Source organism: Deinococcus rhizophilus (assembly GCF_030271215.1).
GTDB classification, from domain to species: Bacteria; Deinococcota; Deinococci; order Deinococcales; family Deinococcaceae; genus Deinococcus; species Deinococcus rhizophilus.
In genome coordinates, this window is the sequence record NZ_JASNGB010000087.1 from 1 (window position 1) to 12,202 (window position 12,202).

At 70.9% G+C, this 12,202-nt stretch carries 14 protein-coding genes; 7 read left to right on the forward strand and 7 right to left on the reverse strand.

All coding sequences use genetic code 11. The features are described 5' to 3' along the window. On the reverse strand, positions 1-586 hold a 586-nt coding region (gene pyrF, locus QOL99_RS10120), incomplete at its 3' end, for an orotidine-5'-phosphate decarboxylase (protein ID WP_285523530.1). Between the two features lie 74 nt (positions 587-660). Between pyrF and QOL99_RS10125 the strand changes: the two genes are divergently transcribed. The 4 genes from QOL99_RS10125 to QOL99_RS10140 all read left to right on the forward strand — a co-directional run bounded on the left by QOL99_RS10125 (position 661) and on the right by QOL99_RS10140 (position 3,839). Continuing rightward, on the forward strand, positions 661-1,569 hold the full coding sequence (locus QOL99_RS10125) for a DUF1028 domain-containing protein (protein WP_285523531.1): 909 nt from the start codon (positions 661-663) through the stop codon (positions 1,567-1,569). A 28-nt stretch (positions 1,570-1,597) separates the two neighbouring features. Further along, positions 1,598-2,065, forward strand: coding sequence for an Rrf2 family transcriptional regulator (locus QOL99_RS10130; RefSeq protein ID WP_285523533.1), 468 nt, complete (start codon positions 1,598-1,600; stop codon positions 2,063-2,065). 188 nt (positions 2,066-2,253) lie between these two features. Next, positions 2,254-3,090: an ABC transporter permease gene (locus QOL99_RS10135; RefSeq protein WP_285523535.1), complete on the forward strand. Its 837-nt coding sequence runs from the start codon at positions 2,254-2,256 to the stop codon at positions 3,088-3,090. After that, the gene (locus tag QOL99_RS10140; RefSeq protein ID WP_285523537.1) at positions 3,087-3,839 is read left to right on the forward strand and encodes an ABC transporter ATP-binding protein; all 753 of its coding nucleotides are present in this window, start codon (positions 3,087-3,089) and stop codon (positions 3,837-3,839) included. Before QOL99_RS10135 ends, QOL99_RS10140 begins: the two co-directional genes overlap by 4 nt. Before the next feature lie 58 nt (positions 3,840-3,897). On the opposite strand, the gene QOL99_RS10145 is transcribed toward QOL99_RS10140, so the two are convergent. Further along, entirely contained in the window at positions 3,898-5,154 is a 1,257-nt protein-coding gene (locus tag QOL99_RS10145; protein ID WP_285523539.1) for an aspartate aminotransferase family protein, read from the reverse strand. 197 nt (positions 5,155-5,351) lie between these two features. Between QOL99_RS10145 and QOL99_RS10150 the strand changes: the two genes are divergently transcribed. The 3 genes from QOL99_RS10150 (at position 5,352) to QOL99_RS10160 (ending at position 7,335) form a co-directional block, all read left to right on the forward strand. After that, the gene (locus tag QOL99_RS10150) at positions 5,352-5,489 is read left to right on the forward strand and encodes a hypothetical protein (protein ID WP_285523541.1); all 138 of its coding nucleotides are present in this window, start codon (positions 5,352-5,354) and stop codon (positions 5,487-5,489) included. Positions 5,490-5,708: 219 nt separating this feature from the next. After that, entirely contained in the window at positions 5,709-6,101 is a 393-nt protein-coding gene (locus QOL99_RS10155) for a hypothetical protein (RefSeq protein ID WP_285523543.1), read from the forward strand. A 70-nt stretch (positions 6,102-6,171) separates the two neighbouring features. Next, entirely contained in the window at positions 6,172-7,335 is a 1,164-nt protein-coding gene (locus QOL99_RS10160) for a glutathionylspermidine synthase family protein (RefSeq protein ID WP_285523545.1), read from the forward strand. A gap of 51 nt (positions 7,336-7,386) precedes the next feature. On the opposite strand, the gene QOL99_RS10165 is transcribed toward QOL99_RS10160, so the two are convergent. From QOL99_RS10165 to QOL99_RS10185, 5 genes are all read right to left on the reverse strand, one after another. Then, positions 7,387-7,587: a hypothetical protein gene (locus QOL99_RS10165; protein ID WP_285523546.1), complete on the reverse strand. Its 201-nt coding sequence runs from the start codon at positions 7,585-7,587 to the stop codon at positions 7,387-7,389. 11 nt (positions 7,588-7,598) lie between these two features. After that, entirely contained in the window at positions 7,599-9,374 is a 1,776-nt protein-coding gene (locus QOL99_RS10170) for an ATP-binding protein (protein WP_285523552.1), read from the reverse strand. A 35-nt stretch (positions 9,375-9,409) separates the two neighbouring features. Further along, positions 9,410-10,462 carry a DNA double-strand break repair nuclease NurA gene (locus tag QOL99_RS10175; RefSeq protein WP_285523548.1) on the reverse strand — a complete coding sequence of 351 codons (1,053 nt, stop codon included), beginning with the start codon at positions 10,460-10,462 and terminating at the stop codon, positions 9,410-9,412. A 99-nt stretch (positions 10,463-10,561) separates the two neighbouring features. Beyond that, positions 10,562-11,200, reverse strand: coding sequence for a Crp/Fnr family transcriptional regulator (locus QOL99_RS10180; RefSeq protein WP_285523550.1), 639 nt, complete (start codon positions 11,198-11,200; stop codon positions 10,562-10,564). Between the two features lie 364 nt (positions 11,201-11,564). After that, on the reverse strand, positions 11,565-12,202 hold a 638-nt coding region (locus QOL99_RS10185; protein ID WP_285523551.1), incomplete at its 5' end, for a histone deacetylase family protein.

Consider the following 12,202-nt stretch of genomic DNA (forward strand, 5'->3'; position numbering starts at 1 on the left):
GGTCGCCGGGATGGGTCGCGCCCACCACCGCGCCGACGCTGGCGTACTCGCCCCCCGGTTCCTGGCCCCCCAGCCGCGCCACCTCCGCCGCCACCCGCTCGCTGAGGCCGCCGCCCTGCAGGTCGGCCTGGTCGGAGTTGCTGGTCTTGACGAGCACGAAGATCGCGCCCCCATTGGCCCGCGCCGCCTCCACGAAGGGGGTCAGCGTCCCGAAGCCCAGGAAGGGATTCACGGTGAGGGCGTCGCCCGCGTGCCCCCCCGCCAGCCAGCCCTGCGCGTAGGCCTCGGCGGTGGAGCCAATATCGCCGCGCTTGCCGTCGAGCAGCACGGGCAGCCCCAGGGTGCGGGCCGCCGCGCAGACCTCCTCCAGCAGCGCGAAGCCGGGCAGCCCCAGCGCCTCGAAAAAGGCGAGCTGCGGCTTGACGCACGCCGCGTAGGGCGCGGTCGCCTCCAGCACGTCCAGCGTGTGCGTCCGCAGGTGCGCCGCGTCACGGTAGAGGCCCAGGCGGGGATCGAGGCCCACGCACAGCCGGGTTCCCAGGCGGCGGGTGCGGTCGGTGACGAGGGCGGCGAAGGTGGGAGGCATCGGGGATGAGGGTACCAGCTGCCTGAACCGGGACGTCCGCTCCCTCTGGCCGGGGCACGCGGCTATCCTGACCCATGACCTTTTCCATCGTGGGCCGCGACCCGGTGACGGGCGACCTCGGTGTCGCCGTGGCGAGCAAGTTTCTGGCGGTCGGCGCCCTCGTGCCCTTCGCGCGGGCGGGTGTGGGCGCGGTCGCCACCCAGAGCTACGTGAACCCCAACTACGGCCCCGACGGGCTGCGCCTGCTTGCGGACGGAATGGGGCCGGAGGAGGTCGCCGCCGAGTTCCGGCGCACGGATCCCGACATCGCCCAGCGGCAGTTCGGGATCGTGGGCGCGGACGGGCGCTCGGTGACCTTCAGCGGCGAGGGCTGCCACGCCTGGGCGGGCGGGTTCACCGGGCCGGACGTGGCGATTCAGGGCAACATCCTGACCGGGCCGGAGGTCGTGGAGGCGATGCGCGTGGAGTGGGAGGCTTCGGAGGGCCAGCCCCTGCCGTGGCGGCTCCTCGCGGCGTTACAGGCAGGCGATGAAGCGGGCGGCGACAAGCGCGGGCGGCAGTCGGCGGCCCTGCTGTGCGTGGGGCCGGGGCGGGGCTACGGCGGCCTCACCGACGACTGGGTGAACCTCCGCGCGGACGACCACGCGGACCCCTGCGGCGAACTCGCGCGGCTGCTCGGCATCCACGACCTCCTCTTCGGGCGGCCCCAGACCACCCGTGAGCTCACCGGGGAGGAGCTGGAATGGCTGCGCGCCCTGTTGATCGTGCAGGACCACGCGACCTCACTGCCCGCCGGACCCTGGGACCCCGAGACGGAGGCGGCCGCCTGGGCGCTGTACGGCACCGAGAATCTGGAGGAACGCTGGGTACCGGGCGGCCAGTTCGATCCGGTGGCGCTGGCGTATCTGGCCGAGCGCTACGGGGGCGACGTGCGCCCCGCGCCCCTGAGTCCGCAGCAGCGGGAGGCCCCGGCCGGGGAGTAGCTCCCGGAAGCTCTGCTACCCTCGCCCCATGCGCCTTTCTGCCACCGATGTCTATGCGTTTCAGGCGCTGGGGTATCTGGGCACCCAGGACCTGACCCGCTGGGTGTCCAGCGAGGAGATCAGTGACGCCACCGGGGTCCACCGTCCCTACCTCGTGCGGATTCTGGCGGCCCTCAGCCACAAGGGCATCGTGAAGAGCAAGAAGGGCATCGGCGGCGGCTACGCCCTCTCGCGCCGGCCCGCGCTGATCTCGCTGTGCGAGGTGGTGCGGGCGGTGGACGGGCCGGTGGCTCCCCTGTCGTGCATCAGCCTCAACTGGCACGAGCCCTGCGTGGAGGAGGGCCGCTGCCACGCCCGCGCCAGCGTCTACACCCGGATGCGCGACGCGATGCTGGCGGTTCTCCAGGAATTCAGCGTGGAAGACCTCGTGACCGACGTCCGCCAGGGCGTGAGCTACGGCCACTGCCTGGGGCATCTGCTCAAGCCGAACGCCTGAGCGCGGGCGCAGGCCGCCCCGGTCCTCCAGACAACCCACATTGTTGACCTGTTTGGTCATCTACTCTGACGCGTCGTGGAACGTGCCCCCGTCCGTTCCCCCTCTTCTCCCGGAGCCTGCATGCCTGACCCTTTTCCTCCCACCAACGTCCCGCCGACCTCCCTGACCGACCCGCAGCGGAGGCGCAGATGACCCCCCGCACACCGGCCGCCGATCCCGCCCCCCCGCGCACCCGCTCCCCGCGCTGGCAGGTGCTGTCGTGGCAACTGATCGGACTGGCGCTGATTCTGGGCGTGTGGTGGCTGGTCACCGAGGGGCTGGGGCTCTACCCGCCCTACGTCTTTCCCAGCCCCGCGCAGGTGTGGACCGAGATCAGCTACGGGCTGTGGGGCACCGGGCCGCAGGACGGCAAGCTGCTCTCGGCCCTGGCCGGAAGCCTGCGGCGGGTGCTCACCGGGTACGGGATCGCGGTGGTGCTCGGAGCCCTCGTGGGGCTGCTGATGGGCGCGTGGCGGCCGCTGCGGGCCGCGCTGGGGGCCTACCTGACCGGCATCCAGAGCGTGCCGTCCATCGCCTTCGTGCCCTTCGCCATCCTCTTTTTCGGACTGAACGAGCGGGCGGTGCTGTTCGTGGTGATTCTGGAGGGCTTCATTCCGGTGGCGCTGGCGGTGTCGGGAGCGCTACTGAACGTGCCGCCCGCGCTCAGGATCGCGGGGCGGACGCTGGGAGCGCGGGGCCTCTCGCTGACCACCGGGGTGCTGCTGCCCGCCGCGCTGCCCAACGTGCTGACCGGCCTCCGCACCGCCTGGAGCTTCGCGTGGCGGGCGCTGGTGGGGGCCGAGCTGCTGATCAGCGGGGTGGCCTCCATCGGGGAGCAGCTGGAGGTCGGGCGGGCGACGGCGAACGTGGCGCTGGTGCTGGCGAGCATCATCATCATCGGGATCATCGGCGGCCTGTTCGACACGCTGCTGCGGGCGCTGGAGGGCCGGGTGCGCCGGGATTACGGGCTGGAGGTGACCCCGTGAGCGGCGGCAGAAGTGCCCCGGCGACCACCGCCACCACCCCCCAGGGCCTGCCCCTGTTGCTCGACGGCGTGACCTACCGCTACGGGCGCACCCGCTCGGCGACCGCCCCGGCGGGCCTGGGGCCATTGAGCCTGGAGGTGCGGGCGGGCGAGTTCCTGTGCGTGGTGGGGCCGTCGGGCAGCGGCAAGAGCACCCTGCTCTCGCTGCTGGCGGGCTTCCTGCGCCCGCAGGCCGGGGTGATCCGGCTGGGCGACACCCCCGTCACCGGCCCCGACCCGCGCCTCACGCTGGTGCAGCAGGAGGCGGCCCTCTTTTCCTGGCGCACGGTCGCTGGAAATGTCTCCTTCGGGCTGGAGCAACGGCGGCTGCCCCGCGCCGAGCGCGACGGCCGGGTGGGGGACGCCCTGCGCCTCGTCGGGCTGGAGGGCTACGGCGGGCGGCGGGTCCACGAGCTCTCGGGCGGGCAGCGCCAGCGGGTCAGCCTCGCCCGCGCCCTCGCGCTCCAGCCCCGGCTGCTGCTGCTGGACGAGCCCTTCAGTGCGCTCGACGACCGCACCCGCACCGTGCTGGCCGACGAGTTGCTGGGCATCTGGTGGTCGCGCAAGGTCACGGTGGTCTTCGTGACCCACAACCTCGAAGAAGCCCTGGCCCTGGGGCAGCGGGTCGTGGCCCTGCGCGGCGGCGAGGTGGCGCTCGACGCCCCGGCGCGGGAGCTGGACGTGGCCCGGCTGCGCGAGACGCTGGAATAACGGGGCAGACGAGCAGAAGCCGGGGCACGAGGCCCCGGCTTCTGCGCTGGGCAGGGAATTACTCGGTCTGCTTGTCCTCGCGCACCAGTTCTTCGGGTTCGCGGTCGGGGCCAGCGGCCAGCACGCGCCCGAAGGCGGCGACCACCGTGTCGATCTGTTCGCGGGTGATCGTGATCGGCGGCAGGAAGCGCACGACCATCGGGGTGGCGGCCAGGGTCAGCACCCCTTCCTCGTGCTCCAGCGCCGTGATGTAGGGGGCGCTGGGTTCGTGGAGTTCCACGCCGATCATCAGCCCCAGGCCGCGCACCTCCTTGATGCGGGGCGAGCCGATCGCCCGCAGCCGCTCCATGAAGTAGGTGCCCTTCTCGCGGGCCTGCTCGGCCATGCCCTCGTTCTTCATCGCGCGCAGGGCGGCGACCCCGGCGGCCATGCTCAGCGGATTGCCGCCGAAGGTGGTCCCGTGCCCGCCCTTGGGCATCCGGTCGGCGACCTCGGCGGTCATGGCAAAGGCGCCGATGGGAACGCCCCCCGCCATCGCCTTGGCGAGGGTCATGCCGTCGGGGGTCACGCCGTAGTGCTCGGAGGCGAACATCTTGCCCGTGCGGCAAAACCCGGTCTGGATCTCGTCGAGGATCAGCAGCGCCCCCTTCTCGCGGGTGATCTCGCGGGCGGCGCGGATGAACTCGGGGGTGGCCGGGTGCACGCCGCCCTCGCCCTGCACGGGTTCCAGGATGACGGCGGCGGTCTGGTCCGTGATCGCGGCACGCAGTTCCTCCACGTTGCCGTAGGTCACGAAATCCACGTTCTTGCTGTCCACCGCGTCCCCGAAGGGCTCGCGGTACTTCGGCTCCCAGGTGAGGGCGAGGGCGCCCAGCGAGCGCCCGGAGAAGCCCCGGCGCATGGACACGAAGCGCTGGCGCCCGGTCGCGGTGATGGCGAACTTCTTGGCCGCCTCGACCGCCTCGGTGCCCGAGTTGCACAGGAAGACGCGCTCCAAGCCAGCGGGCAGCACGCCCACGAGTTCACCCAGGAACTCGGCCCGCTTGTCGTTGGGCAGCGTCTGGGGCATCACCATCAGCTTGCCTGCCTGCTCCTGCACGGCCCGGACCACGTCGGGGTGGCTGTGGCCGATGTTCGCCACGCCGTACCCGGCCACGCAGTCGATATAGGCCCGGCCCCCGTCGTCCCAGACGGTCGCGCCCTGCCCGCGCACCATCACGACCTCATGCTTGTTGTAGACGCCCGAGTCGAGCCGCAGTTCGACGTCGAGCCACTTGCTCCTGTTCTGGGCACTGCTGTGTGTGGTTGTGGTCATGAACCCTCCTTGTCTGGGGTTCAGTGTAGGGGCTGCGGGTGAGCAGTCCGGCAGGGGTGTCCAGCCGGGCGGGTCAGCCCAGCGCCTTCCCGCAGTGAGGGCTGCTCCCGTCCAGGCTTGCCGCGTGGGACGAGGGGTGGGCATGGGCGGCAGCATCTGCGGCGGAGAATCGCCCCGGCCTGCGGTTGACTGCAGCCATGTACGACCTCAGCCCGGACTACTCCGCTGCTCTCCTGATGGCGCTGGTGCTGCTGGCGGCGAGCGCGGTGATGGCCTTTGGCATCTGGCGGAGGCGACCGGACCTGGGCGGGCCTTTGTCCTCGTGGTCCTCATGACCCTTCTGCCGGGTTGGTTCGCGTTCCGGCCCCTGGGCTGCTCGTCACAGATGGCCCTCTGGGTGGCGGGCAACATCCTCTTTTCCCATCTCGTGGGCGCTGTCCCCCCTCTGGACCGCCCTGCGCTGGATGCAGGACATCAAGGACGCCACCGAAGCCCCCCGGTAAACGTCAGCGTGCCCGCAACCCCCGCCCCGGTTCTCCCGTAGAAGGGGGTATATGCGCAAAGCCTTTCACCTTCCCCTCCTCGCGGCGCTGCCCGCCGTGCTCGCGGCCTGCGGCGACGACGACCTCGACCTCGACCGCTACAAGCGCACCAAGTACACCTCCTACGAGCAGTGCCGCCTCGCCCACCGCGACGCCATAGGACGCGGGCTGCAAAACCCCTGCCAGAAGACCAGCGGCGGCTTTTTCGGGCCCTACATCCTGCTCCGGTCCGGCCTGACCCGCTACGTGGGCTACACCTCCTCGGGCCGGGTGGCCCCCAGCGGCCTGACCTACGACACCCGCACGGGCAAGACGACCTCCTTCAAGGCGCCGGGCGTGAGCCGGGGCGGGTTCACGAGCACGGGCCGCGCGAGCAGCTCCGGCAGCGCGAGCTACGGCGGATGAGGGGGTCACGGCGCGGGGCTGTGCCTTCAACCTGTCGCCCTCGCCCACGCCTGCCCGGGCAGGTGGCCTGATGCAGCGCCGCACCCTGCTGCCCCGCCCCAACTGGGAAGCCCGCTTGCAAGGGGTCGGCATGACCTGGTACGCCCCCACCCCCGAGCACCCCGTCCCCTACTGGGGCGAGGAGGGCTACTACGCCTTCAGCCCCCGCGAGATCGAGGGCCTGAAGCGCGACGCGCAGGACCTCACGGCGATGGTGCTGGAGACGACCGGCGCGGCCATCGAGGGCGGGCGGCTGGCGCAACTGGGCATCCCTGCCTTCCTGCACGGCGCGGTGCGCGAGTCGTGGGACCGGGACGACCCGACGCTGTACATGCGCCTGGACCTCGCCTACGACGGACGCGGACATGCCCGGCTGCTGGAGGTCAACGCGCAGACGCCGACCAGTCTGGTGGAGGCGGCGGTGTGCCAGTGGCAGTGGCTGGAAGACCGCCTGGAACGCGGCGAGCTGCCCGCCGGGACGACCCAGTGGAACACGGTTCACGAGGGCCTGGGCGAGCAGTGGGCCTACCTCGTGCAGGAGCGGGGCGTGACCCAGGCGCATTTCAGCTCGGCCCGCGAGGTGGAGGACATCGCCACCGTGACCTACCTGCGCGACCTGGCACAGGCGGTGGGCGTCAGCGGCTCCTTTCTGGCGGCGGACGAGGTGGGCACCAGCCCGCAGGAGCCGTTCCTGCTGGACACCTGGACACTGCCCATCCGAACTTTGATGTGGCTGTGGCCCTTCGAGTACGCCTGGGAGTCGCGCGACAGCTCCTTTCTGGCGAATACGCAGACCCGCTTTATCGAGCCGCTGTGGAAGGCCGTGACGGGCAGCAAGGGCTTGCTGGCGCTGCTGCACGAGCGGTATCCCGACTCCGGGCTGGTCCTCCCGGCCACCCTGAGCGCCGGAAGCCTCGGCCCTAACGTGGTTCGCAAGCCGCTGTATTCCCGCGAGGGGCAGAACGTGCAGCTTCCCGGCGAGTCGGCCACGGCGGGAGCCTACGGCGACCTGCCGCTGGTGGAGCAGGCTTACGCGGAGCTGCCGACTTTCCCAGCGGGCGACGGTCCCCGTTACCCGGTCCTGGGCGTCTGGGTCGCCGGGGACGAGGTGTGCGGGCTGGGCATCCGCGAGGGCCGGGGCCGCGTGACGGATAACCGGGCGACCTTCGCGCCGCATGTGGTGACTCCGGAGTGAGCTTCGACGCCGAAGGGCCGGAAGCTGCTGCCTCCGGCCCTCTTGCTTGGGTTAGTGGTCCCCACCCAGCCGCTCCGGCGGCGGGTTGAGGTGCGTCTTGTCGGTGCTCTCGGTGACGGCCTCGGTGTCGAAGGGGTTCTCGTTCGCCAGCCGCTCGACCTCGCGGGCGGCGGCCTCGGAGGTTGCGGGGGTCCACTCGCCGTGGCGGGTCATGGGCTTGTCGTCGCCGGAGTTCTTCCTGTCGTCGCTCATCTGCTCTCTCCTTACAGGCCCAGCAGGTCGCGCCCCATATCCTCGCTCGCCTGCCCGACCTCCTCGGCGACCTCGTCGCGGCGGGTGGCCCAGGCGGGAAAGGGGTAGTTCACCAGGACGGGGTTGGGCACGTCGGGCTGCGACACCAGCATGGTGCCGGGTTGCAGGATGCCCGCCCGCGCCCGGAAGCTCTGCGGCAGAAAGCGGTATTCGGGCCGCTCGGCTTCCGCCAGGTCCAGCCGCCCCACCACCCGGATCGCCGCGTTGGACACGATGCGCCGCTCGACCTCGGAAGCGGTTTGCTGGGCGCCGATCAATATGATCCCCAGCGACCGTCCCCGCTCCGCGATGTCGAGCAGCACGTCCTTGATGGGGCTGTCGCCCTCACGCGGGGCGTACTTGTTCAGCTCGTCGAGGACCACGAACACGGTGTCCTGGCGCCCGTAGCGTTCCTTGTGCTCGAAGAGGTCACGCAACAGCACGCCGACCACGAACATCTGCGCGTGGCTGCCCAGCCGGTTGATGTCCACCACGCTGGTCTTGAAGCGCCCGCTCAGGATATTGGGCCGGTACTTCGTGGCCTGCTCTGCCGTGAGATCACCCCGGACCAGCGGGGAGAGGTGCTTTTGCACCCCGCGCAGGCGCCGGATAAACGCCTGCAGGGTGGCGGGCGACTGGTTGCCAGTCCAGCGGCGGTCGCCCGCGCCCTCGTTTTCCTCCAGCAGCTTGTATTCCAGATAGGCCACCAGTTGCGGAAACGTCTCGATGCGCGCCTCGCCCAGCTCGCTGAAGCGCACCGACTCGTCGAGCATGGCGTCCGTCTCGGCCTTCCAGTCGGGAACGGTGAGGTACGGCGCGTCACTGCCCTGCGCCAGCCGCGCGAGCTTGTCCTCGATGGACCCGATCACGAAGCCCAGGTTCAGCGAGGCGTTGCGGTCAGCAAAGGCATAGGGCAGCATCCGCCGGGCGCAGAACTCACGCACGGTGAAGACGAAGGGCGTGACCCCCCCCAGCCGCTGCTCGACGTTGGGCACGATTACCCCGCTGCCGCCCTCACGCGGCGGCGCCAGGAACTGCACGTCCTGAAAGGGCGACATGGGCAGGCCCAGCAGGTCGTAGCGGCCCTGCGGCAGATTCTTGGCCGCGCGGACGCCGCGTTCCACGCCCTCGACCTCCTTGTTGAACTTGTCGAGAAACAGCAGGTCCTCGCCCTTCACGTTGAAGATCAGGGCGCGGGTGGCGTGGCCCTCGTGGCGGCTGTCCAGCACGCCGCTGCGAAAGATCGAGTGCAGCAGGAACAGCGCATAGCTCGTCTTGGTCGCCACCCCCGAGATGCCGCTGATGTTGATGTGGCCGCCGCTCTCGCCGTTGACGAACTGGTAGTTGATCGGCAGCACCTGACCGTCGGCGAGCAGGCCGCCGGGGAAGGCCCGTTTCATCTTGTCGGCGCTCAGGGCGATGCGGAGATCGTCGCCGCGTGCGTGCCCAACCGTGTCCCCCGGCTGCGGCGGAATGAAGTTCTCGGGGCTGACGCGGGTGACGAGCACCCGGGCCGCGTAGCTCACCGAGGCGGGCAGCAGTCCGGCCACCACGTCGGCCACGTCGCTGTCGAAGGTCACGCCCTCGTGGCGGGTGCGGACGTGATCGACCAGGCCGTAGAAGCGCACCGTCTGGCCGTCCGGCTTGCGGGTCTCGACCACCACCAGATCGTCCATCTGCACGCTGGCGCCGGGGCTGACCGCGAACCAGAAGGTGACCGGCGTGGCGTCCTCGGTGCCCAGGACCATGCCGATGCGCCCGGCATCAGACTGGCCCAGCGCAGTCAAGCGACCACCCGTGGCCCGTACTGCCCGGCCAGGTGGGCACGGATGCGGCGGGTGACCATCTCCGGACTGCCCATCGCCCGGCCCATCGCCTGCTCCAGCGCCGCCGTCGGAATCAGGTTCTGTGGGGCGCGGGGGTCCTTGTGCGGCTGGCTGGCGAGGCGGCACAGCAGCGCCCCCGACAGGTCCGCGATGTCCTGCACGCCGCGCGGCACAAAGTCGGTGTCCTCCGGGGCGTGCATCTCCAGACGCATCACGCCCGCCAGTGGGTGCTGATAAAACGGCGCGTCACAGAGGCGCACGTACCAGGTGAAGCGCTGCTCGCGGCCCTCGCCGGTGCCCTCGCCCCGATCCCCGAGTTTGAAGCGCAGAACCGGCGTGCGCTCGCCCGGCCTCAGCGCCGTCAGCAGCCCGATCCGGTCGGCGCCGAGATAATCCGTGTGCAGCGTCTTGACGTAGCCGACGACCGCCCGGCCTGCCTCACCGGGTCGCACCGGACCGTCTTGCAGAACCAGGGTGTCGGGCAGCGCGTCCACATCGGTCTCATCGAGGGGCAGCGGTGAGGCCAGCTCGGCGCTCATCGCCTGCTCGCGCCGCAGCATCAGGGTCTGCACGGCGGCCCGGGCGCCTTCCACCTGCGCCCCCGCAAAAGCGTGGGGCTGGTATTCCAGCAGCCCGGAGTGGGGATTGCGCGGGCTGAGCCGGGTCACTTCCAGCGGCGTGTCACCGCTGTAGGCAAGCACCCGGCTGGCCGACACCCCCTGCAACTGCGCCTGACGCGAGCCGTGCGGACACAGGTCCACCGCGCCGACCACAAAGGCGCCGAAGCCCGCCACGCTCATTCCGCCCGCCTCGTCGTCGAGCAGCAGGCGGGCTTCCATGCGCGGCTTGCCGTCCACCACCAGAAGGCGCCGCATCCGGTGGGGAATGCCGCGTGTGGGAATGGCTGCCCAGTGATCTGTCTCGGCATTGAACACCAGCCCGGCAAAGGGCTTCAGCGTTAACTGGCCGTCCTGGGTATCGACCGGCCAGGGGTCAAGGCGAATCCGCATGGGGGGATTCTAGGGGCGCGGGCCGCCCGCCGGGTAAGCCCGGCCCACAAGCAGGGGAGCGGAAGCCGCAGCCTCCGCTCCCTTCCCGTCTCCCGGCGGTCAGTCGCCGTGGTAACCGCTCAGCGCCCGCAGGCTGGCCTCGTCGGTCAGCGTCAGGCAGCGGTAGGCGGGGGTCAGCAGGCCGTCGTCGCGCATCTCGCCGATCAGCTTGGACACGCTCTCGCGGGTGGCGCCGGTGCCTTCCGCGATCAGCTCGTGGGTGGCCCGCACGAAACGGGTGCCGTCGCTGTGCTGCCCGCCCAGGCTGGACTCGGCGAGGTTCAGCAGGTACCGGGCGATGCGCTCGCGCAGTTCGCCGTTCTGGATGTGCACCCCGTCGTTCATCACGCGCTGAAGCTGAGCGCTCAGGCTGCGCGTGACCTCCCACAGCTCGGCCGCCCCGAGGTGCTGGGGGTGCAGCGGCACGACCGCCGCGTCGGTGAGCGCCGTGACCTGATGGGCGCGGACGATGCCGTGCAGGGTTTCCTCGCCGAACACGTCGCCGGGCCAGATGTGGCGCACGGTCAGGGTGCGGCCCTGGGGAGTCAGGCGCACGGCCCGCAGCAGCCCGCTTTCCAGCCGGTAGAGGCTGGGGGCCGCGTCGCCCGCGTAGTACAGCGTCTCGCCCCGGCGCAGGGGGCGGCGGTGCAGATCGGTGTGGTACAGGGCAGAAACGGTCGCGGTGCTGTTGAGGGTCATGCGTTGACTCCTGGGGGCGAGAGAGCGGGAACCGGGAAGCGAACCTGACGAGACTGTACAAGGTCTGTCTAAGGTTGAATCCCGACTGGCCCACCTTGTGAAGCCCTGCTGTGTGGGAAGCCGCACCTGAGCATGGAGGCCCTCACGGTCGCCCTGGGAGCCTGCCTGAGAAGGGTTTGGCAGATGAGGCAGGAGTGCCCTTGCCGCGCTGGGACGGCGTGGCCGTCCTCTCCCCCCTCCTGCGGGGCTGTGCCAGTCCCAGCCTCCCCCGCAAGGGAGGAGGGGCAAACACCTCGTGTTTTCGGGCCAGATGAAGCAGCTGGGGTAACTCTGCGGACAGCTTGTAGGGGCAGCCTGTCACCGTTCAGGCGGTCATCACGTCCAGGCCGTCCAGCACGACGCGGGCATGGGCCTCGACGGTCAGGGCGTGGTCGCGGTTGTAGCCCCCGGCCATCATGGTGACCACGGGCACGCCCGCCTCCCGCGCCCAGGTCAGGACCGTGCGGTTGCGCTCTCCCACCCCGTCCAGGGTCAGGGCGAAGCGCCCGAACCGGTCCCCGGCGAGCACGTCTGCCCCCGCGAGGTACAGCAGCAGGTCAGGCCGGAAGGCTTCCAGGGCGGGAAGCACCTGCCCGCGCACCACTTCCAGATATTCGCCGTCTGTCACGCCGTCGGGCAGGCCGAGGTCGAGGCTGCTGCGCTCCTTGCGGAAGGGGTAGTTGCGCTCGCCATGCACGCTCACGGTCAGGGCGCGGGGCTCAGCGGCCAGCAGCGCGGCGGTGCCGTTGCCCTGGTGCACGTCGAGGTCGAGGACCGCCACCCGCCGCGCCAGCCCGTCATCCAGCGCGGTGCGGGTCAGCAGGGCGGCGTCGTTGATCAGGCAAAATCCCTCGGCGCGGTCGCGAAAGGCGTGGTGGGTGCCTCCCGCGAGGTTCGCGCCCCAGCCGCAGGCGAGCGCGTCGTGCAGCGCGGCGAGGCTGCCCCCGGCGGCGCGGCGGGCCC

Bases quoted from the DNA above. Each gene is read 5' to 3' on its own strand.
- QOL99_RS10170 (WP_285523552.1), bottom strand. From the start codon at position 9,374: ATGGTCCTGGGCACCGAGGACGCCACGCCGGTCACCTTCTGGTTCGCG.
- QOL99_RS10150 (WP_285523541.1), top strand. From the start codon at position 5,352: ATGTACGACCTCAGCCCGGACTACTCCGCTGCTCTCCTGATGGCGCTG.
- QOL99_RS10160 (WP_285523545.1), top strand. From the start codon at position 6,172: ATGCAGCGCCGCACCCTGCTGCCCCGCCCCAACTGGGAAGCCCGCTTG.
- QOL99_RS10130 (WP_285523533.1), top strand. From the start codon at position 1,598: ATGCGCCTTTCTGCCACCGATGTCTATGCGTTTCAGGCGCTGGGGTAT.
- QOL99_RS10135 (WP_285523535.1), top strand. From the start codon at position 2,254: ATGACCCCCCGCACACCGGCCGCCGATCCCGCCCCCCCGCGCACCCGC.
- QOL99_RS10175 (WP_285523548.1), bottom strand. From the start codon at position 10,462: ATGCGGATTCGCCTTGACCCCTGGCCGGTCGATACCCAGGACGGCCAG.
- QOL99_RS10125 (WP_285523531.1), top strand. From the start codon at position 661: ATGACCTTTTCCATCGTGGGCCGCGACCCGGTGACGGGCGACCTCGGT.
- QOL99_RS10165 (WP_285523546.1), bottom strand. From the start codon at position 7,587: ATGAGCGACGACAGGAAGAACTCCGGCGACGACAAGCCCATGACCCGC.
- QOL99_RS10155 (WP_285523543.1), top strand. From the start codon at position 5,709: ATGCGCAAAGCCTTTCACCTTCCCCTCCTCGCGGCGCTGCCCGCCGTG.
- QOL99_RS10180 (WP_285523550.1), bottom strand. From the start codon at position 11,200: ATGACCCTCAACAGCACCGCGACCGTTTCTGCCCTGTACCACACCGAT.
- QOL99_RS10145 (WP_285523539.1), bottom strand. From the start codon at position 5,154: ATGACCACAACCACACACAGCAGTGCCCAGAACAGGAGCAAGTGGCTC.